Source organism: Photobacterium sp. CCB-ST2H9 (assembly GCF_023151555.2).
Classification (GTDB): Bacteria; Pseudomonadota; Gammaproteobacteria; order Enterobacterales; family Vibrionaceae; genus Photobacterium.
On the sequence record NZ_CP100426.1, the window covers coordinates 135,248 to 156,100 of the forward strand.

Below are 20,853 nucleotides of genomic sequence, written 5' to 3' on the forward strand. Positions count from 1 at the left end.
TTGCCGAAAACTCTTCTCACACCATATAACACGTAGCCTGATGTTCTGTGAACTGAATAACAGGCCTGTTTCCCTCATGCTGTCTGTCAGAATGTCTGTCGTTTTGTGCACAGTATCTTCCGGCAAACAATATGATTCCGCTTCGCCATTGCGATAAAAAACGAGAAGATTCATATGGAAAAAGTGAGATATGTAAAGGCGAATTACACGCCACTTGAAGATATTACCCCATTGCCGCGCAATGTTGTGACTCAAGCTATTGAACCCGTCCCGGATCATAAACTGGTGGTTGAACTGGCCGGGCAGTGGCAGGGGAACTGGGCTCACTTTCAGTTAGCGAAAACTGAAAAGCAGGCAAAAAAAATTACCCGAGCCGTAGCCGACGTAAAAAATGGACACCGAACCCTTGCAACGTTTCAGGGACTAGAAAATGAACCGAAGAACTTGTATCTGGTATCGCCTTTGCGAGGGATGCCAAACCCGCTGACTTTCTTATTGGCTGAGAACCTGATGCCAGTTGAAAAGGAAGCAGAAATGGACGAATGGGACACCGTATTGATACCCGTTCGTGCACTGGCTTATCTGGATGGCAGTAAAGATAAAAACAAAGCAGCAGAGCTGAAAGGCGGCTACTTGTATGTATTTTGGAAAGGCAAACTCTGGCGCGAGCTGAAAGTCAATAAGAGTGGTTATTACCAGGATATTGATACTGAGTATTACCGGGCCAGAGACAAACAGGAACGCCAGAACCAACATCCTGTGATTGAACACCGGGAAGCTGACGGATTTGATATCCCTCAATTCTGGGTGCCTTATAAAATTGCGGGTGAGGTTCAGGAAGGGGCAAATGGCGTTAAAGTGATGTTTTCTCCTGAACAAAAGACGTTCCAACAAATAGAATCCCTGGAAAGTGATGCGGCAAAACTGGATTCCGTTGCAACGCCCTTGGATGAACTTTCTGTTTATTCGAAAGGTAAAGCTTTTCAATCGCAGGAACATACCGCGGATATTCAGTCAGCACAACTCCATTCAGTTATGGAAGGGGAGGATATGTCATGGTTGAGTCATCAGTGTTCTGTCTTTGAACAGTTTTCTCCATCAAATACAGCTGTGGCGTATGTGGATGGCCATAATAAAGGATTTACAATCACACTTGAGCGAGGTTTAGCTGATGAAAATATTGCGTGTGTTGAAGAACTTTATGCGATTTTGAAAGATCAAAAGAGTGGATGGCAACAAGCTGTTTTGTTGGAAGAATTAGAGGATGGTTGTGGACATTTTGTTCGAGGGCTGTTTTCTGGTTTGCCATTGGATGGTGAGTTTTCACTATTTATTGCAACGCCTTGTGATCCTTTCAGTGGACAGTGTGTTTTTGCACATAGATCATTTCAAGAAATTATGGAACCTAAAAGATTGGAGCCAATATCTCCAGCACCAGAAAATGAGGCAATCAATGAAGATGAAATCAAAGCTAAAGAAGAAAATAAATTTAACCTAATGGAAATGTGGAAAAAAGAAGCATTAGGAATTGAATAATAGGAATGATTTGATGAATAAAAAAATAAAATTGATATTATCAATGGTCGGTCTAGGCATATTAGCTACAGCAGGAACGTATGCATATATACAAGCGCAAAGTCCATATAATGATGAATATATGGAAAATTTAGAAATCATTGTAAAAAATAGAGAAATACGTGGATTAAAGAGAAAATCGCATTCTTGGATTATCAATATCGATATTCCAGAGCCTTTAATTTTAGAAAAATGGGATGCCAAACATATCATGCCACAAATACAGTTTTATTCTACATCTCGAATGGGGAATAAAAATGGCGACTTTTTCACTATGAATATGAATGGTTCTGATGTTCGCTTACTATTCACCCGTGAAGAGATTGGAGGAGTCCCAGAGAGAAGAGGAACATCAAGACCCTCACGTTCTCCAAACGGAAGATTCATTATTACTGCAGTTCAGCAAGATGCATTTAATTTCACATGCGCTTTGTTTGATTTAAAAAAACGAGAAGTGAAAAACTTAGGTGATGGGCGTTGTTTTAATTTCGATTGGGAAAAAGATAGCAACGGAATTTATTTTGTGGGTGGTGACAATTGGAGTCAACCTTTTTACTTTGACGTAGCTCATGATGAACTAAAGGATCTCGTTCCTTCAAATAGAAGTGAACTGGCTGATTTGAATTATGAAGATGATATTGTCGGTGGACGTCGTTCAGCTGATGGTAAATATTTCATCAGACAACTGAAACATGATGTTATTAATAATAGCCCTGAATTAGGTAGACATGTAATATTTAAACTGCCTGAGATGAAATATATATCTCGTGAGAATGTTTTTCCCAAAGAATGTAATGATGGGCAACAAATAAGCGCGGACGGACAATATTTCACTTGTGTTTTCTCAAAAGATGGTAATCACTATTACCGTCTGGATGAACCTCAATTGTCACTAGGAAATGCCATTGAACCATGGATTATTCAAGCTAGTAGATGGTATATGCTTGATAATACAAATGCAATTCTTAGGGTCTCACAAAATAGCGATGATTCACCTTTGGAAGATTTACTATATATATATAAATCGAGAAATTCAGACTATGAAATTGGTCCTTTATCGTACTTTATTCCAGAAAGCTTAATTAATAAAAGTGATAATATTAATTTATATCAATACTTCCCCCCTATGCCGAATGAAACTCTTTATCAAGAAGCACTTAATAATGTTTTAAAGAGGGAGAACTCTCATGACTGATTACCCTTTATCCGGCACATATTTGATGGGACGTGTTTACGGGAAAGATGGAAATGTAGCTAAAGGTGCAAAATTATTCCCATTGCCTTATGAAACATTGTTGCTTTCAGCCGAATCATGGAGTGAAGAGCTAGGTTATACAGATAAAAATAATCTATCGAGCACTGTTAAAGCTGAAAATCCATTCGCATTTAGTGATCAACATGGAAAGTTAAATTTATTATCAAATGATATATCATCTGACAAAGAGTTAAAATTAGTTGGAAGTCCTGTTATTGTAAAACCAGGAGAGACTGGTCACGCTAGATCGAAAAAAAGTATATTTTTCTTTCCAGCGAGATTAATTTATGCATATCAGTCAAGTCATGGAAATGAATGGGCTAAAAATTTATACGAAGTTTTGGGTCAAAACAGTAAAAAATCAAGTAACTTGTTCAAAAATTCTATTAAAGAGTTGGATTTAAATTCATCTATTTCAGAGTTGATTCATATACCATTTGACGAAAGAAAGAAACTTTCAGCATATAGTTTATATTTTAAAAATTATATAAATTGGCGAGATTCAATTGAAAGATTAAAAAGCGAAAATACTAATATCAGTGTTTTAGAAGTGCCTCAATATTATACAATTGTGGTAATGTTTTCTTCTTCAAAATATGAAGGTTCAACCGTTAGGTTGTCGGATTTTCCACAGGGATTATGTATCTCAGGTACCGAATCCTCAGCAACGTCAATAGTTGAGAAGGTACCTTTTATTGATCTTGATGGAGAAGAAAAGTTCTCGTTCTGTGCTACTTTCTGGATTGAAAATGATATATTAAGTATCAGTAATGAGATTGAACAATTTTGTCGAATAAATGTAGATGTAAAGTCAGTTAAAAATGAAGCGGGAATAGATTACTTTGAGAGTAAAGGGATTGATGAGTATAGTTTAAAGGAACGTGTATTTCACCTCCCGATAAAAACGGTTATTGGGAGAACGGCAGTCGTCAATGGAGATCCGATTAGTGTTGAGGAATCTCTATTACTGCAAGCGCCTGATCTATATCAAAATTTTATTAAGCAGTTAAATAAAAATCCGTTGGCTTTACCACAAAACGTGCAAACAGAAAAAGGCGGGCCTACAAATAAGCAAGCACAGCTTTGGCATTATCTTCAGACATATAAGGGATTTGTTGACTCGAGTGTAATGTTATTAGAAAAGGGTGCAACGTGGCAAATGTTATCTAAATTAACATATGCTATTTTGTCCAAAGCCATTACAGGTGAAAACTCTGAATTAGCACGCGCAACTTTAGCGGCTGCAGGTGTTGCTGGTGCAGCAAATGGTTTTATTAGTTCAGTTTCTAATTTGAAACTGAATAATGCATCTGTTGCGAGAGCAAAGAAAATTAAAAATGTGATGGGAACAAAAGTTTTAAATGTTGTTCCAATGTCTGATAGTTTGAAGCCATTCATTTCGGATGCAGGTAAAATAGCTGGTGTCCTTTTAGATAAGCCACTGTCTCTTACAACGGCTGGTATTGCTATATCAAAGAGTGTCGATAGCAGTAATCAGTTAGAAAAAGCTGAAAAGTTTTTCTCGAGAGATGTGCTAAAGTATAGCCTATCTACTATTTCCCCGACGGAAAATAAGTTAGTAGCTTTGAAAAATGATGCAAAATTAGAAGAAAAGGAAGAGCGTGCACTTAACTTATTAAAAGAACAATTGAAGTTAATGACTATTTCAAATACAAAAGGAGACCATTTATCTTCAAGTCTTGTTCTAAATGACACATTATTCAGAGTTGATAGTACAACTTTTGGATTTGATCGAGCAACGCCAAATTTTACTAACAAAAGTATTGCAATAGCATTTGAAAAAATTGGCTCATTATTATCTGAATTAACTGATCCTATTGATATCATTGTATCTGGTCATACATGTGATATTGGTACAGAAAAATATAACTTAACATTGTCATTAGAACGAGCTGAAGCTGTTAAATCTTGCATTCTCGGTGCTATAAATAATAAAAATAGTGCACTTCTACCGATATGGGAACCAAGAATTCAAGTGATTGGTTACGGCGAGCATGATAACTTAGTCCCAAATACGAGTGAAGAAAACAGGGCAAAAAATCGCCGAGTAGATTTGTTGATGAAATTTAGTGCACAATTTGACTATCCTGCAAGTCGAGTTGCTCTTATTGAAGTTGAAAAATCTCGAAAGGCGTCAATTGTTGCATCAATGAATTTTGATGAGAATGTTATTGGTTTTACTGCCGAAATGGCTTCATTAGCATTTGACATAATTATTGGTTCAATAGCAAAAGTCTATCCAATGGCAAATGTTTTGCTTGTTGTAAAATCTGGTTTAGAGCTTATTGTAACAAGCTATCAAGAGTTGGAAAAGTCAATAAGTAAAGAGAGCTATTTAGCTAAAGATATACTTAAATTATTATCTCATGTTGATATGAGCATTGTTGGACGTTTTTTTAATGAAACAGGTTCTCAGTCTCATCAAACAATATTAATGAAGTCTTATCTGAAACGATCGCTAGCTCTGAATGGGTTAATTCGGCTTATAAAAAAGATAAATTATGCTCAATATAATACTGATGAAGATATATCTGTAACAGATTTTGATCTCGAAGGATATATTAAGCATTATATATTGGATGACAGTTGGGAACTTGGTGAGGGAATATTAGATCCTATTCATCTTGATGATGTTTGGTTAAATGTAAAACAGTTAAATAATACTGATGGGTATATATTCCCGACATTAAAAACAGTAATTGCCGGCGGAAGGATGGTCTGGAATAAATCACAGATGGATGATAATGGAAAGCTGATTCTGGAAGATGCCAGAAAAAGTAATAAATACTTCCCCATCCATTATCTGGCTGCCGATTCTATTGAGAATTTCGGAACTGTATTTGCTTCTCATATTCCTGAGGATATAGACAAAGATATATTTAAGCATGTGATTATGTCTGTTCGTGCTCCAGACGGTGAAAAATGGGTTGAATTTAAAGATTATTACCAACAAATAAGAGAAAGAAAACTTTCTCCATTTGATAAAATTCGTATACTTGTCATAATTGATGAAGACAAAGCAGATTTTGAATTGAATGATTTTATTAATTTTCCGATTGTAGCTGAGGCAGTCAAAGTTAATTATACAAATAACGTGATGGGACTGGAAACTGCTGTCACAGAAAAAATTGCATCTACTAATACAGAATATGTTCATAAAATCAATAGAAAAGATCTTGAAAAGTTCGAGCTAGATCAAATTAGTGAAGGTGATGTTTGGGGTGTAATAATAGAGCCATATTTCTTTTATGGTGTTCATCAGATATTTGGGACGCGACCAGTCGTTAACTACAATGATTCGACGATGATGTCTCTATTCTCTTCTAAAAAAAGTGATAAACCGAATGAAAAATTAATTGGTTCACAAAAGTATCTTCCTTATTATTATCAAATAAAGGTTCCTGAAAGATCTAAAACGAAGATGAGAGTTTGTTATGATAGATATAAAACGCCACATTATAATCATGGTTATATTAAGTCAGAATTCTTTTTAACTTTAGATCCAAACAGAGAATATCAATTTGTTAAAGATAATGGCAGATATACGACCAATTTGGTTAAATCGGATCATATTTTTCATGAAAAGGGATTTTTAGAAAATAAGTTTAAAGGTCAAAGTTCTAATTTCGTTCGTGTCTTCCATAAACCTAAAGTTGATTTATATTTAGGTCAAACAAATAGAAAAATTGGACTAAATCTAAATAGTGAACAGAATGACTTAGAAAAAGATGACCCTCTTTTAAGCAGAAGGATGTTAAAAGGGGAAATTGACAATTTTGATTGGAATAGTAGTGTTTATTTAACGTTAATTATTAGAACAAAAATAGTGGATGGCTCCAAAGAACAACTCATTAATCAAAAATATGATCCCAATTGTATATTTTTAGCTAAGAGGTCAATGGTTGTCGAGAAAATGTTCAGTGTTTCTGATTATGAATTTGAATTAGAAGAAATTAACTGTATTTATCGCATTGGGACCATTAAAGTTGATGAGTCAGGTAGCATCAGTTTTATTTCTGCTGAGTATGATCAAAACGATCTACCCTCCAAAATAGATGTATTGCGATCGTTGTATAGAAAATTGTCAGATGAAGAGTTAAAGAAACATGCTGTTAGGAATATATTTGGAGGATTAGAGACAACGGAAATATGGGGTAACTCTTCTTGGCTGAAGTATGTAAATATTCTTGGAGCTAAGGTGGAAGGATTGACGCCTATGATTTATCCGGAAGAATTAAATATAATTGAGAGCGATAGAATCACCGACAGAAAAACACTTGATTTTGTAAGGTTTAGTGTAAACATTAACGGACCAGTAGACTCTGGTTTGAAAAATTCTAAGTCAAATGATATAAAATTAAATGGCAAGCCAAAGAAAGTGCCGTTTAACTGGTATAAACCAGTTAGTGATGAAAGTATAGAGTTTGCGAAGAAACAAATTGAAACAAATAATAACAAGGAGAATATGTCTCAAGAGGCTGAGATTTTCGGGATGAGAAGCAATGTTGTGAAATATAATATTCATGCGCATGATGTAGATCCAAATATTTCTTGGGTTAAATCCGATCCTGAGAATATTTTTGAAATTAATGATGAGAGACGTAAGTTAATTTTCGAATGGATGAATATTTAATCATTAAATTGGCACCTAGGGTGCCAATTTTTTATATCATGCTTTTGGTTTAATATATTAATTGGTAATATTTTTCATTGGTATGTTATCATTAATAATGTGTTTTATGATGTTCTATCAATATTAACGTCAATTTTTTAAAGTGAAAGGTGCTCATTTCAATTTCTATCGAATTCTATTAAGGTTAATAGCTAATACTGATCTTATGTTCGCTCGAATATTTATTGATTTTGTTATGGTTTTAACATTTTTATTTAATTCAAATGATAGTAATTTTTTTTTAGAAAATTCATTGTATTGATTTCCATATTTTCTAATACGATATATTTTTGTTATATTGTTTTTATTCTTATTTTTATATTGCCTTTGGGATATCTGGACTGACTCGTATTGAGTGCTCTGGATTGAACAAGTTGTAAATAGGTTAAACAGGCGATCAGTAAGTCTGGTGTTTGAAATTGTATGCCAAATCACTGCTTGCCATTGGAACATAATATGCCGATCAGGCAGTTGTTGTTTGAATCACCCCGTACATCTTAACGAATGGAGTTTGCAGCTATCGCCGTCCTTCTATGGTGCAGTTTCTGGTTCCAGGTATTTACGAATAGTGCTGCTGATGTTGTAACTCCTGCCAGTGCCCCAGGATTGCTTCTTGCAGGTAGTTTGTCGACAGCATGCATCAATGACTACTGCGCTATTGAATGCTAACCGTCAGTTCGGTGCTTCTTTAGTATTACTGCAATGGTGATGGTGATCCGAATGAGCGAAGACAGGACGACTGCTATCTATTGGGGCATTGGCTCTGTGTTCTTGGCTCACTTGTTTGCCTTTCTTTTGACGGGTATTCTAGATAAACGTCAATTTTTTAGCCGGACAAATATTACATGATCACGATTTTCCGGGGGATATATTTGAGGGAATATTAGCATGATGGGCAGCATGTCACTCAATTGACTCTTCATCATCCAATAGATGTTCATACTGTTTATGAATTTAGCTATATTCAACAGCGCTATGTTTCTGATTTCTTATTCAGTTTCATTCATTAAAATGCTGTTAGAAGCCTTACAACTGAAAGAGATTTCTGTTTATTCAAATGAAAAATTTTTTCACCGTGCAAACAGATGTCAGGTGTTCAGTCGGCGCAGCTCCGTAGCCACATTGAAGGAGTCTCAGATATGGTTTAGTCATCGGTGTACGGTTTTTGAAGAGTATACTGCAACCAACATTATTTGGAGGATGTGAATGTTCTGAATGTCGGATTTACTTTTAAAATTGAATTCGGTCTTGTTTCCTCTGTTTTTGGAGAATTTTCGCTTACTCATGCGGGATTGGCAGACGAAAGCAATGACTGGAAACAATCAGTTTTAATGAAGGAATGTGAGGCACTTGAAGTATCCTGCTGGCATCAAGATTTGTTCATTGATTTGCTAAAATAGGGAAGACTCACCCTATTCATTACGAATCTGAAAGATCTACATAGCGCAGAATTTATTTTTAGTGAACTTTCTTATGAATAATTGAGTAACGATCAACATGAGTGCGACAAATTTACAATGAAAAATGGTGATTATGAAAATAAATAAAATAGTTGTTATTCTGATGTTTTTAACTTCACTCAGTATATTGTTTTTTTGGTTTTTTAAATATTTAAGTAATAAATATGAAGAAGAAAAAGATTTTAATGAGCAATTAAGTTTGTTAGTAGAATCTATTGAAATAAAAAAATGGTCAACAAAACTGTCACCAGCATATTGGGAGATAAAGGTCTATATTCCTGAGCATGTAGAATATGAACAATGGGATCAGGAATATGATATGCCGAGATTACTATTTAGAGCAAGGAAGAAAGGAGAAAAAGCCTATAATATTTATTCGATGAACTTGAATGGTACAGATATAAAGCTTGTTGCAACCCATAAAGACTTTGGAGGTGCGTTTTGGCCGAGGCGAGGAATAAATAAGCCGAGCCGTTCTCCTGATGGTCGATTTATTATAACAACATTATTTAATAAAGGTTTCTGGTGCACTAAGTTCGATATTAAAGAGAAAATAAGTATTAGATTCGCTCCACACGATTGCCGGGTGGACTATTGGTCTTCTGACAGTAAAACGGCATTGATCAGTAACTCTGGTAAAAGTGGTTTTTTAGATGTTGATTCAAATAAAATAGCATTTTTTGAAGACCAGTACGGCAATGATTTTGAGAAAGGGAATGGTCGATTATTCACAATGGGTAATGGTAATAAAATGTTCTCTAAAATAACAGAGGAAAATAATTTTACTCAAAAAATAAAAGGTGATGGTAAGCAAGTTATTTATGATATGCCTGGTTTTAAAAATCCAATAAGAGATAATGTATTACCAGAAGAATGTGCTGATGGTGGATATTATAGTGCGGATAGAAAATATTTTACATGTGGCTATGATGAAGGAAATGAAAAATATCCAGTGTATCAAATGGACAACCCAAAACAAAGAGCATTCCAAAGCTTTGGATTCTGGGTGATTCAGCCTGGGCAATGGGCATTCCAGGATGAAAGGCTCTATAGAGTTATTAGAAATAACGAACAAAGTGTATTTAAATCGATAGTTTATTATTATGAGATAAGTGAAGAATATGAAATGCTTGTTTATGATGATATCTATTTATCAAAAGATATTTTGGATAAGTTTGAACAGGTTGACTTAACTGGATATTTCCCGAGACTACCAACTGAAGAAGAATATAGTGAAGCATATTATAAAATGAAGTTTGGTGGAAGGGGGTAAATATGATTTAAATGACTTGGTGTAAATTGGTGAATCAATAATATGGTTGTTCTCTAATGTTTGTAAATAACAATTATAAATTTCACAAATTAACATTTTGTTTATTGTCTATATTAATATGGAATATACTATGAATAAAAAAATACTGGATTTAAGCTTGGTTGTTATCTGCCTTGGGTCAATGGCATACCCAGCCTGGAAGATGATTGAAGAGAAGTTAGCTTATGATGAGGATTATCAGAAGCAGCTGGATTTAATTGTCAAGGCAATTGAATTAAAGCATTGGAAATCAAAAGGTGATGTCATCTCTTGGAGCCTAAGCGTAAATATCCCTAAAGAATTAGGGTATGAAAATTGGGATGAAAATAATGAAATCCCAAGAGTATTGTTTAAAGCAAGAAAAAATGGAGATGATTATTATAATATTTATTCGATGGGAGTAGATGGAAAGAATGTCAAACTTATTGCAACTCATGATGACTTTGGATCAAGTGTTTTACCCTTTGGCTATTTTACTGAACCTAATCGCTCTCCTGATGGAAGATATATAATTTCCACATCATATAAAAATGGGTATGGTTGCACTCTTTATGATTTGAAGCTTAGAAAAGGTAATGAGGTTACCTCGGGACGATGTTTTGTAGAGTCATGGGATGACGATAGAAAAATAGCGTTAATTAATAATGATGGTGAGACAGCACAATTGACACTAGAATCGCAAGAGGTTATATCTTTTAAAGTTTTATATAGTTATGATTTTGATGATGCAAATAATAGATTTTTCATTATAAATAAAGAAAATAAGGCTATCGCAAAAGTAAAAAACAACAACGATTTTTTACAGTCTGTACAAGGTGATGGAGATCAGATTATTTACGATATGCCTGGGTTCAAAAACCCCAAAAGAGGGAGTTATCTTTCTGCTGAGTGCAAATCTGGTGGATCTTTTGGAGTGAAAGATACTTTATTTACCTGCAACTATGATAGACAGAATTTGGTTTACAATATATATGATTCAAATGAACCTGAAAAAATTTTAGGGAAAAGCTTAGGTTTTCGAGTGATAAAATCGGGTGCCTGGGGAATGCAGGATGGAAGCATATACCGAGTAATTCAAAAGGAGGAAGATACACCTCTCACGAAAATAAATTATATATATGATGCCGGTGAAAACTATGAAATAAAAGTTTATGATGATTTATATCTTTCAAAGAGTATGCAAGAGGGATTTGAAGATATAAATCTTTCAGAATATTTCCCTGAGTTACCATCAAAAGAAAAATATGAAGATACATTAATTAAACTATTATATAAATAAAAATGTTATCCATGCATAGTAGTCATAGCATTGCACTTGAAAATAAACGATTGATTCGCCATGATTTTCGCTTCTCAAACTCACGATGAAATAAATATGACACAAATCATAAGAGGCACCATGACTCACATTCCCGCAATCACTGCCATTTTTAATCATTATATTGCGCAGACAAACGCAAGGTTTGAAACTGAGCCGATGACGTTAGGGAATCGCAATGACTGGTTTGCACAGTTTCAGCCAGATTCCCCGCATCAACTTTTTGTCGCGATCGAAAATCAAACCGTGACGGGATTTGCTTGCAGCCAGCCTTACCGGCCAAGTCCGGCTTTTTCGGAAACGGTTGAAGTGACCATTTATCTCCATCCGGATGCAAAAGGAAAAGGCACAGGCAGTGCACTCATGGCTGCTTTACTGGAAACGCTGGCAAGCCAGCCGGTGCGTTGTGTACTGTCGGGGATTGCTCTGCCGAATGATGCCTCTGTGGCTTTACATCAGAAGTTCGGATTTAAAGAGGTCGGTATTTTTCAAAATTACGCCCAAAAAAATGGTGAGTCTATCAGTTCGCTTTGGATGCAAAAAACTGTTTTGAAATCGACGCATTGTGAATGCTGAGTTGTAGTTTCGTTGCCAAGCTATACTCAATCCGATTGCATCAAGCAGTCGCCGTCCGACTTCAGAATGAACCTGACGAGGGGAAAGAGCATGAAATATACAGGTAGCTGCCACTGCGGAAATATTGCGTTTGAGGCCGAAGGCGAGATTGAGGAAGCTTTGGCATGTAACTGTTCTATCTGTCGGCGCAAAGGATCGTTATTGTGGTTTGTCCCTCGCAGTCAGTTTCGTTTACTCACGCCCGAGAGCGCAGCAAGCACTTACACCTTTAACAAACATGTGATTCAACATCGGTTCTGTCCGACCTGCGGAATTCATCCCTATGGTGAAGGCAAAGACCAGCAGGGAAATGCTATTGTCGCAGTGAATATCCGATGCCTGGATGAGATCGATTTAGACGTCATTCCAGTGAAGTATTTCGACGGTCGGACATTGTAATCCATATTGGCGGATGTGATGATGTGTCCCATTGCACAAGGAAGATGGGGCAAATGATGAAAGCAATTGAGTCCATTTCCCGTTGGTTTGAGGCGGTGAGGTAACCGCGATGCGGGAAAAACCACAGAAAAAGGAATTTTCAAAACTCTGGCGTCCTGCACGAATACCAGAGGTTGAGCTATTGTCGGCTTCGTTTCAGCAGTTTGAATTTTCACGGCATTGGCATGATGAATTAGCGATTGGCGTGATTGAATCGGGTGCTGAAGGTCTTTTTTATCGGGGTAACAATATTGTTGTCCCTCAGCACCACGTGGTCGCAATTAACCCTTCCGAGGTTCATACGGGGTTCGCCGGATGCGAGCAGGGATGGCGTTACCGGATGTTCTATTTCCCGCCTGAATTTATCTCGGGCTATTTTGATGCCAGCGAGAAGCACGCAGAGCCTGTGATAAATACCTCTTTAATCGATAATCCTGCTTTATTCGGGCGGCTTTTGCAGTGTCATATTGCACTGGAAGTTCCCAGTCTGAATTTAACGCAGTCGTCGTTGCTGACACTCGCTCTCGAGCATTTGTTCACTCAATACGGCACGGCGAAGCCCGCACATGAACTTGCGGGTCAAGCGCAGAACCGGACAAAACAGGTCAGAGATTATCTTCATGACCACTGGCAGGAGAATGTTTCTTTAGAAGCGCTTGAAGCCGTCAGTGGCCTGACAAAATATCAACTGATCCGCTATTTTAAAGCGCATTACGGGCTGACACCGCATCAGTTTTTGCTGCTGCTGAAAGTGCAGAAAGCTAAAGGGTTGCTGATGAGCGGGCACAGTTGTGTCGATACGGCACTCAGCTGCGGCTTCTTTGACCAGAGCCATTTCACCCGCAATTTCAAGCGTGCTTTCGGGGTACCGCCGAAGCATTATCTCGTCTGACGCCTGGCCTGCAATTTTGTACAAGAAGGAATGACCGGCACGCAATACCATGCATTCACTGTTGAATCTGGAGGTGAATGAATGAGTTTTTTATTGCTTTGGTTAGGGGTGATGTTTCCTTTGGTCTTTAGTCCGGGGCCGGCCAATATTGTGTTTGCGGCATCGGGGGCCAGTGTCGGTGTCCGGCGTTCCATACCTTTGTTACTGGGAATTGATACTGTTTTCCTGATGAAGTCGCTGTTGATCGGTCTGGGATTAGGCGCACTGATTCACGAAAATCCGCTGGTTTTGCAACTGTTACAGGTTGTCGGGGCCTGTTACATCATGTATCTGGCAAAGGGATTTTTAAAAACTAGTTTGCACACGGCGAATGGACAAGTGAAACATCTGGGATTTACCGATGGGGTGCTTATCCAGTTGCTAAACAGTAAAGGCTGGTTGCTGGTGTTGCTCATGTTCTCCCTGTTTTCGGAGAAAGCGCAGCAGGAGTTCGGCGAGCATGCGATTTGGGTGCTGGTTGCATGGCTTGCTGTGCTGAATATATTGATGCATCTGGTCTGGATTTGGGCGGGCGGTTTGCTGGCGAAACTTTCCGGGAACCGGAAAAACCAGAAAATTCAGGGACTCATCTATTTTGCTTTGATGATGGTTGTAGCGTTCTGGCTGCTGGTGGATAACCCGCTTTGGCAGCAGCTGATCCCAGTGGGCTGAGCGTACTGATAGTTCATTTCATCGCAATCGGATACGCCAATTGCATCCGTGCTCAAACCGTTTATAGTGCTGTGAAACAGTAAGAACTCAGTCGGTTGAAGGGGAAGGGCTATGTTTGCTGATTACGGCGTATTGAATTTTTGGGCTTATGTGGTCGGGGCCATGTTTATCGTCCTTTTGCCTGGCCCTAATTCATTGTTTGTACTGAAAACCGGAATGACCCAAGGAATCCGCCCGGGATATATGGCGGCCTTGGGTGTTTTCATCGGAGATGCGGTGTTGATTTTCTGCGCCTATGCCGGCGTCGCGACCCTGATTCAGACCACGCCGATCCTCTTCACACTGGTACGGTATCTGGGGGCAATCTATCTGTTGTTTCTTGGCGGCAAGATTGTCTACAGCGCTTTTCAACCCGGTGAATCTGAGGAGGCCTTACCTGCGACAGTCGGAAAGCGGGTTTTTCGAAAAGCCCTGATCCTCAGTCTGACCAATCCGAAGGCCATTTTGTTTTACGTGTCTTTCTTTGTGCAGTTTATCGATATGACGTTTGACAGCCCCGCAATTCCATTTATGATTCTGGCGGCGGTGCTGGAGGTGTTCAGCCTGATTTTCCTCAGTGTCCTGATTTTTGCCGGCTCGTATGTGACCCGGCTGGTGAAAGCCAGCAAGCGGGCCCGACAACTCGGCAATACGCTCATGGGGACACTGTTTATCGGTTTTGCTGCAAGGCTGGCATTATCGAACGCGTGAGTATGTGAACGTTTGAACGTTGAATTCAAGGCTCAGGTGCAATCCCCCTGAGCCTTTTTTATTTGTTCTGTTTTGCGATAAGCAGGCGCTTATCTTTCTGAGGACTTGTCGGCCTGGATATCGTTTTGACGCTGTTTGCCAAAGAACAGCTGTTTGAGCCAACTGTGACCGCTGACCAGCACAATTCCGGTGATGACCATGGTTGCGCCGTACACAAATCCGGGCTCGATAGCTTCGTCCAGCAGCCAGGCCCCCAGTACAACCCCATACAGTGGTGTCATGAATGACAGCACCCCTAAACGGGAAGCGATGTAAGTATTGAGCATCCAGAACCACAGCAGTAATCCGGCAAAGGAAATGATGAACGTCTGAAATGCGACGCTCGCGATTGCCAGCGGCGTTGGGTTGATCTGAGTCTGTCCCATGATGAATGCGGCGCCAACCAGAATCACAAAGGCCATGGTCAGCTGATACAGCAGAGTCTGTTCTGAGGAGATCCGGGCCAGTTTAGTACTGCGGATCAGAACTGTCGTCGCGCCCCATGCCAGTCCGCCAAGTAGCGCAAGAAAATCGCCCCAGAGCTGGTCTGGCTGGGAGACAGCCACACGCGCTTCCGAATGCAGAAGAAACGCAACGGCAATACCGCCAAAGGCCAGCAGAATCCCTGCCCATTGTGCTGGTGACAGGCGCTCTGAATCGATCAGGAAATGGAGCATCAGCGCACTGAATACAGGCGATGTGTACAGAAACACCACCGCGTGAGCGGCTGAGGTGTAGCGCAGCGCTTCTCCGAGGAACAGGTATTCCAGTGCAAACAAGGTGCCGACCAGAAGACCCGGTTTCCAGTTGCCATCGGCGAAAAACAGGCGCTTGCGCCGTAGTACGACATAAAGACAAACCAGAACGGCGGCAATGCCAGATCGGATGCCAATCTGGAGGATCGGTGCAATGTCGTCGCCGGTAGCTTTCAGGAAAATTTGCTGCAATCCCATGACAAAACAAAACACCACCATAATACTCACTGCGGTGGTGTCGACTGGCTTCCGCTCGTTCATGCAATCCTCTACTGCTTCTTAACATCCTGTTCACAGTATGCGTTGTCGTGATTCAGGGATATAGCTAGAATACGACAACTGATAACGATGAAATGACAGAATGATTGATGAGCATTCCCGGAAAGCAATTTCACAGCCCGCCATTCAGCACAGAATTACCCGCGTCGGTAGTGTTCCGGACGGCCTGCATGCCGGCTGATGCCACGTATCCGGTTCATCGACACCCGTGGGGAGAATTTGTGTATTCCTTCAGTGGTATCATGGAAGTGAAGATCGGGAATCGTCAGTATCTGACGCCGTCTCAGTACGGTCTCTGGCTGCCGCCTGACGTTGAACATCAGGGACTGAATCGCTACGAAGTGACGCATTGTTCTCTTTATATCGATGCCAGCTTGTGCGGACGCATGCCGGAAACGACCTGTGCGCTTGAAATCAGTCCACTCATTACAGCGATGCTGGAACATCTTCGCCAGACCCAAACCACTTTGCCTTATTCCGAGGCACAAACCCGGTTATTAACTGTACTGGTGGATCAGCTCGGTGACGCCACGCCGCTGGGCAGTTATCTGCCAACCTCCACGGATACGGCGCTGAGTAAAGTACTGAGCTGGCTGGAAGCCGATCCCGGCAGCAATGCCTCACTGACAGAATTCGCCCGGCAGGCGCACACGACGGAACGTACCCTGATGCGGCGTGCGCAAAGAGATCTCGGAATGCCGCTGTCGGAATGGCGGCAGCGATTACGCGTGGTCAAAGCCATGCCCATGCTGGAGGCTGGCGGGAAAGTTGAAAACATTGCCCACGATCTCGGCTATGCCAGCGCCTCAGCCTTTATCGCAATGTTCCGCCGTCTGATGGGCGTGACCCCGGACGAGTACCGGCGAAACTTGTGAGTGGATGAAGTGGGGACTCTGCTGGTTCTTCTTTGATCGCATAGCTTTCGCAATCACTTTCACCTTGCTCTCGCTTTTGTTTGGCAATTGCCAGGATTTCATTCATAATCACTTAAAATTACTTAAGTGGTTATGGGTGAATGACACAGGAGGAACGTCTGATTCACTTAACTTCGCTGGTCGAACAGCGAGGTAAAGTGACTTTGAATGATATTTGTGAACAGTTTTTAGTGTCGCGCGATTCCGCACGTCGTGATTTGGTGAAGCTGACGCAGCAGCCCGGCATTCAGCGGATTCGTGGCGGTGCAGTCCGGGCAGCGGTCAGTGCTCATCTTGAACCCTATGCCGGAAAAGTGATCAGTGAAGCGAAACAGCGTCTCGCGCGATATGCGGCGACACTGGTGGAAGCGAATGACTCTTTACTGCTGGATACCGGTACGACACACACTTTACTGGCAAGCCATCTCAGCCAGCCATCGACTGTCGTCACGAACTCCGTCGATATTCTCCAGCAGCTCGCCGGGACTCCGGACGTCAGTGTCCATCTGCTGGGCGGGCAATTTGATACCTTCCACCGTGCCATTTTGGGGGCACAGGCAGAAAAACAGCTTGCGGAATACAGAGTGAATAAAGCCTTTATCGGCGTCTGCGCATTGTCTGAACACGGGCTGTCGACCAACGATGAACAGGAAGCTTCGCTGAAAAAAGCCATGATGGCTCAGGCCCAGCAGGTCATTCTGGTCTGTGAACAGCACAAAATCGGGCAGGACAACTTTCACCATATCTGTGCACTGGATGCGATTGACGTACTGATTACAGATCAACCCCTGACCACCGCTTATGCCGAACTTTTTGATCACCATGAGATTCAGGTGATTGTGGCAGACACAACACAAGGACAACGCTGATATGTTTGATGCTCCCGTAAAAACGGCCGTTGTTGGCTACGGATTTTCTGCAAAAACGTTCCATTTGCCTTTTATTCAGGCGCTGCCAGCGCTGGAACTGACCGCAATCAGCAGCAGTCAGCAGGCGGCAGTTCAAACCGATTTTCCGGGTATCACCTGTTACGGAGATGCCGATACGATGCTGGTGGAAAGTGATGCGGAGCTGGTGATCATTACCGCGCCGAATGACGTTCACTTTCGCCTGGCAAAACTGGCGCTTGAAAACGGCAAACATGTGATTATTGAAAAGCCTTTTGTCACGAAAGTGGAAGACGGGGAAACCTTGATCCGACTGGCGGAAGAAAAAGGGCTGGTGCTGAGTGTGTTTCATAATCGCCGCTGGGACGGTGATTTCCTGACGGTGAAAAAGCTGATCGATGAAGGCAAGCTGGGGGAAGTGAAATATTTCGAATCTCATTTCGATCGTTTCCGGCCGGTTGTTCGCCAGCGCTGGCGAGAGCAGGCGCAAGACGGCGGTGGGATATTGTTCGATCTGGCGCCGCACCTGCTGGATCAGGCGCTGGCCTTATTTGGTGCACCGCAGGCATTGACCGCACAGTGCGAAATCATGCGCCCGGGTGCAACAACCATCGATTATTTCAATCTGGTGTTGCATTACCCTGAGCATTTTGTGCATTTGCATGCCAACCTGTACAGCCCGGAACCAAATCTGCGATATAAGGTGCTGGGTACGCATGGGAAATATGAAAAATACGGATTGGATCCGCAGGAAGAGTACTTGAAAGCTGGCGTGAAACCTGAGTTGCCAGCCTGGGCTGAGGAACCCTCTTCACACTATGGTCAGTTCCATCAGGAAACGGGTTCACAGGTGATTCCCACCGAGCTGGGCGGCTATCAGCATTTCTTTGCCGGTGTGGCGAATGCTATCCGGCTGGGCGCTGCGAATCCGGTACCGGCGGAGGAAGCTTTGCTGAATATCAGACTGATTCAACTGGCGCTGGAAAGCAGCAAGCTGGGTCAAACCATGAAGGTGGACGCATGAGCCTGACACTGGAAGTTCTGGCGGAACAAGAAGTCAGTTTACAGCTGGATTATTTCAGCCATGAAACAGCCTGGGTGTTAGGCTGTTTGCTGAAAAGCAGTGCGGAAGCGAAACAGGCTGCTGTGGCCATCGAAGTCTATGGTTTCGGGCAGGTGTTATTTTCGTATGCGATGCCGGAGACCAGCGGCGATCATCAGGACTGGATTCGCCGGAAACGGAACAGTGTGCTGCGGTTTGCCAAAAGCTCTTACTATCTCGGGCGTTATAATGCTCAGAAACAGCGTGAGTTTGAAAGTCAGCCGCACATTGATGCGAGTGAATATTGTGCCCACGGCGGCTCCTTTCCGATCCGTGTGAAAAACGGCGGACTCCTTGGGGCTGTGACGGTTTCCGGTCTGCCCCAGGAAGACGATCACCAACTGGTGACGGAAGCCCTGCGATCGATTCAATTACAACAGCGCTCTTGAGCATCATGCCGCTCTACAGGGCGGCTTTTCACTGTCAGACAATTCTGCTTTCTTGTTCCTGTATCACAGAATCATGACTTATGAGTCAATTTGCCTATCGGTATCAGTTCGGGTGAATGTAATATGTATCTGAAATCAATGATAATAATGAAAGGAGTTTCGAATGCAGTGTCCGAAGTGTCATTCGAATTTTGAACATGTAACAACCCCGCTGGGCGATATTGAGCGTTGTACCGCTTGTAAAGGTTTGTGGCTGGATGCCTATGAAATTGAAAAAATGAAACCTCTGGCGGATACCGTGGACATCGGTGATGCGAATATTGGAAAGTCATTCAATAAAATTGATCAGATTCAATGTCCGGTCTGTCCCAACAATGAGTTGCTGAGGTTAGTTGACCCGAAGCAGCCGCATATCTGGTTTGAAAGCTGCCCGACGTGTAAAGGACGTTTCTATGATGCGGGTGAATTTAAAGATCTGGCAAAAATTGATTTGTCGGATTTCTTCAAGAAACTGTTCACAGAAGAACGCCGATAATACAAATGTTGTAACGATTATCAGCAAAGCCAATGGCTTTGCTGATTTTGATCCGGAGGCCGGGAATGGACATTCATCAGGAAACAGCGCTGACAGCTCACATCATTCATGCTTTTACCGGCCGTGCTTTCCGTGGGAAATGCGCGAAAGGGAACCCCGCGGCTGTCGTAATGCTTAAGAACTGGCCTACTGCGCAAGCTTTGCTCCGGATCAGCCAAATTTTAGCGCAGCCTGTGACCGCGTTTCTTGTCGAACGTGCTGAGGGATATGACATTCGGCGGTTCAGCCCGGATGCGGAAATTAATTTGTGCGGTCATGGCAGTCTGGCTGCTGCTGCGTGTATTTTAGAGACTGCAGAGGAGGACACCGTGTCCTTGTTCAGTCCGCATGGCAATGTGGTGATTGAGCGTGCAGCCGATCGTGCAGACGATGATATGCGGAACAGTTACCGTATGAAAATGCCAGCCTGGCAAGGGACACGCAATCAGCAAAACTGGCAGGATGCTCAGAGGCTGGGGCTGACGCCTGCAGATGTGTTCTCGACCCGCGATTTAGTCATCGTGCTGGACAGTGAACAACAGGTCCGGGATTATCAGCCAGACTTCACTCTGATAAAAAACCTGAAAAACCATCATGCTGTGATACTCACGGCATCTCAGGGCAAAAGTGGTTATGTGCTGCGAAACTTTGCTCCTAAGATTGGCATCAATGAAGACACAGCCACAGGCTCGGCACAATGTTCGCTGGCCCCTTATTGGCTGGAAAAACTGGGACAGGAAGATTTGGAAGCTCATCAGCTCTCATCCGATGGCGGGTATTTTCGGGTCTCGCCAGCACAGAAGGGCCTCCTGTTCACGGTACAGGCTGAGAAGAAAGCGACGGTGAGTCTTGCTTAGCGATATCAGATGCCCGTTTATTGATTTGGAAGACGCGA

The 20,853-nt window shown here is 41.6% G+C and carries 17 protein-coding genes; 16 read left to right on the top strand and 1 reads right to left on the bottom strand.

All coding sequences use genetic code 11. From position 1 onward, the window contains the following. Positions 1 to 174: 174 nt before the first annotated feature. The 10 genes from L4174_RS17120 (at position 175) to leuE (ending at position 15,019) form a co-directional block, all read left to right on the top strand. Positions 175 to 1,536: a hypothetical protein gene (locus L4174_RS17120; protein ID WP_248142702.1), complete on the top strand. Its 1,362-nt coding sequence runs from the start codon at positions 175 to 177 to the stop codon at positions 1,534 to 1,536. Between the two features lie 13 nt (positions 1,537 to 1,549). Further along, on the top strand, positions 1,550 to 2,770 hold the full coding sequence (locus L4174_RS17125) for a hypothetical protein (RefSeq protein ID WP_248142701.1): 1,221 nt from the start codon (positions 1,550 to 1,552) through the stop codon (positions 2,768 to 2,770). Further along, positions 2,763 to 7,484: an OmpA family protein gene (locus L4174_RS17130; RefSeq protein ID WP_248142700.1), complete on the top strand. Its 4,722-nt coding sequence runs from the start codon at positions 2,763 to 2,765 to the stop codon at positions 7,482 to 7,484. The genes L4174_RS17125 and L4174_RS17130 overlap by 8 nt, the downstream gene beginning before the upstream one ends. A 1,572-nt stretch (positions 7,485 to 9,056) precedes the next feature. Then, positions 9,057 to 10,256, top strand: coding sequence for a hypothetical protein (locus L4174_RS17135; protein WP_248142699.1), 1,200 nt, complete (start codon positions 9,057 to 9,059; stop codon positions 10,254 to 10,256). A 130-nt stretch (positions 10,257 to 10,386) separates the two neighbouring features. After that, positions 10,387 to 11,574 carry a hypothetical protein gene (locus L4174_RS17140; RefSeq protein ID WP_248142698.1) on the top strand — a complete coding sequence of 396 codons (1,188 nt, stop codon included), beginning with the start codon at positions 10,387 to 10,389 and terminating at the stop codon, positions 11,572 to 11,574. Between the two features lie 120 nt (positions 11,575 to 11,694). Beyond that, positions 11,695 to 12,189 carry a GNAT family N-acetyltransferase gene (locus L4174_RS17145; RefSeq protein ID WP_248142697.1) on the top strand — a complete coding sequence of 165 codons (495 nt, stop codon included), beginning with the start codon at positions 11,695 to 11,697 and terminating at the stop codon, positions 12,187 to 12,189. 90 nt (positions 12,190 to 12,279) lie between these two features. Next, the gene (locus tag L4174_RS17150) at positions 12,280 to 12,627 is read left to right on the top strand and encodes a GFA family protein (RefSeq protein ID WP_248142696.1); all 348 of its coding nucleotides are present in this window, start codon (positions 12,280 to 12,282) and stop codon (positions 12,625 to 12,627) included. Between the two features lie 109 nt (positions 12,628 to 12,736). Then, positions 12,737 to 13,558, top strand: a complete 822-nt coding sequence (locus L4174_RS17155; RefSeq protein ID WP_248142695.1) for an AraC family transcriptional regulator — start codon at positions 12,737 to 12,739, stop codon at positions 13,556 to 13,558. A gap of 81 nt (positions 13,559 to 13,639) precedes the next feature. Next, positions 13,640 to 14,269 (top strand): LysE family translocator, encoded by a 630-nt coding sequence (locus tag L4174_RS17160; protein WP_248142694.1) that lies wholly within the window; start codon positions 13,640 to 13,642, stop codon positions 14,267 to 14,269. A gap of 111 nt (positions 14,270 to 14,380) precedes the next feature. After that, a complete protein-coding gene (gene leuE / locus L4174_RS17165; RefSeq protein ID WP_248142693.1) occupies positions 14,381 to 15,019 on the top strand; it encodes a leucine efflux protein LeuE in 639 nt (212 codons plus the stop codon). A gap of 89 nt (positions 15,020 to 15,108) precedes the next feature. Here the strand turns inward: leuE and L4174_RS17170 are convergent, their stop codons facing one another. Continuing rightward, positions 15,109 to 16,074 carry a DMT family transporter gene (locus L4174_RS17170; RefSeq protein WP_248142692.1) on the bottom strand — a complete coding sequence of 322 codons (966 nt, stop codon included), beginning with the start codon at positions 16,072 to 16,074 and terminating at the stop codon, positions 15,109 to 15,111. Positions 16,075 to 16,181: 107 nt separating this feature from the next. Here L4174_RS17170 and L4174_RS17175 point away from each other — a divergent pair, with 107 nt between their 5' ends. The 6 genes from L4174_RS17175 (at position 16,182) to L4174_RS17200 (ending at position 20,815) form a co-directional block, all read left to right on the top strand. Then, complete coding sequence (locus tag L4174_RS17175) at positions 16,182 to 16,967, top strand: helix-turn-helix domain-containing protein (RefSeq protein ID WP_248142691.1); 786 nt, start codon at positions 16,182 to 16,184, stop codon at positions 16,965 to 16,967. Positions 16,968 to 17,107: 140 nt separating this feature from the next. Beyond that, positions 17,108 to 17,875, top strand: coding sequence for a DeoR/GlpR family DNA-binding transcription regulator (locus L4174_RS17180; RefSeq protein WP_248142690.1), 768 nt, complete (start codon positions 17,108 to 17,110; stop codon positions 17,873 to 17,875). Position 17,876: 1 nt separating this feature from the next. Next, positions 17,877 to 18,917 (top strand): oxidoreductase, encoded by a 1,041-nt coding sequence (locus tag L4174_RS17185; protein ID WP_248142689.1) that lies wholly within the window; start codon positions 17,877 to 17,879, stop codon positions 18,915 to 18,917. Continuing rightward, positions 18,914 to 19,384 (top strand): heme-degrading domain-containing protein, encoded by a 471-nt coding sequence (locus L4174_RS17190; RefSeq protein WP_248142688.1) that lies wholly within the window; start codon positions 18,914 to 18,916, stop codon positions 19,382 to 19,384. Before L4174_RS17185 ends, L4174_RS17190 begins: the two co-directional genes overlap by 4 nt. A gap of 163 nt (positions 19,385 to 19,547) precedes the next feature. After that, positions 19,548 to 19,919 carry a zf-TFIIB domain-containing protein gene (locus L4174_RS17195; RefSeq protein WP_248142687.1) on the top strand — a complete coding sequence of 124 codons (372 nt, stop codon included), beginning with the start codon at positions 19,548 to 19,550 and terminating at the stop codon, positions 19,917 to 19,919. Positions 19,920 to 19,984: 65 nt separating this feature from the next. Continuing rightward, a complete protein-coding gene (locus L4174_RS17200) occupies positions 19,985 to 20,815 on the top strand; it encodes a PhzF family phenazine biosynthesis protein (protein ID WP_248142686.1) in 831 nt (276 codons plus the stop codon). Positions 20,816 to 20,853: the final 38 nt, after the last annotated feature.

Bases quoted from the DNA above. Each gene is read 5' to 3' on its own strand.
- L4174_RS17120 (WP_248142702.1), top strand. From the start codon at position 175: ATGGAAAAAGTGAGATATGTAAAGGCGAATTACACGCCACTTGAAGAT.
- L4174_RS17125 (WP_248142701.1), top strand. From the start codon at position 1,550: ATGAATAAAAAAATAAAATTGATATTATCAATGGTCGGTCTAGGCATA.
- L4174_RS17130 (WP_248142700.1), top strand. From the start codon at position 2,763: ATGACTGATTACCCTTTATCCGGCACATATTTGATGGGACGTGTTTAC.
- L4174_RS17135 (WP_248142699.1), top strand. From the start codon at position 9,057: ATGAAAATAAATAAAATAGTTGTTATTCTGATGTTTTTAACTTCACTC.
- L4174_RS17140 (WP_248142698.1), top strand. From the start codon at position 10,387: ATGAATAAAAAAATACTGGATTTAAGCTTGGTTGTTATCTGCCTTGGG.
- L4174_RS17145 (WP_248142697.1), top strand. From the start codon at position 11,695: ATGACTCACATTCCCGCAATCACTGCCATTTTTAATCATTATATTGCG.
- L4174_RS17150 (WP_248142696.1), top strand. From the start codon at position 12,280: ATGAAATATACAGGTAGCTGCCACTGCGGAAATATTGCGTTTGAGGCC.
- L4174_RS17155 (WP_248142695.1), top strand. From the start codon at position 12,737: ATGCGGGAAAAACCACAGAAAAAGGAATTTTCAAAACTCTGGCGTCCT.
- L4174_RS17160 (WP_248142694.1), top strand. From the start codon at position 13,640: ATGAGTTTTTTATTGCTTTGGTTAGGGGTGATGTTTCCTTTGGTCTTT.
- leuE (WP_248142693.1), top strand. From the start codon at position 14,381: ATGTTTGCTGATTACGGCGTATTGAATTTTTGGGCTTATGTGGTCGGG.
- L4174_RS17170 (WP_248142692.1), bottom strand. From the start codon at position 16,074: ATGAACGAGCGGAAGCCAGTCGACACCACCGCAGTGAGTATTATGGTG.
- L4174_RS17175 (WP_248142691.1), top strand. From the start codon at position 16,182: ATGAGCATTCCCGGAAAGCAATTTCACAGCCCGCCATTCAGCACAGAA.
- L4174_RS17180 (WP_248142690.1), top strand. From the start codon at position 17,108: ATGACACAGGAGGAACGTCTGATTCACTTAACTTCGCTGGTCGAACAG.
- L4174_RS17185 (WP_248142689.1), top strand. From the start codon at position 17,877: ATGTTTGATGCTCCCGTAAAAACGGCCGTTGTTGGCTACGGATTTTCT.
- L4174_RS17190 (WP_248142688.1), top strand. From the start codon at position 18,914: ATGAGCCTGACACTGGAAGTTCTGGCGGAACAAGAAGTCAGTTTACAG.
- L4174_RS17195 (WP_248142687.1), top strand. From the start codon at position 19,548: ATGCAGTGTCCGAAGTGTCATTCGAATTTTGAACATGTAACAACCCCG.
- L4174_RS17200 (WP_248142686.1), top strand. From the start codon at position 19,985: ATGGACATTCATCAGGAAACAGCGCTGACAGCTCACATCATTCATGCT.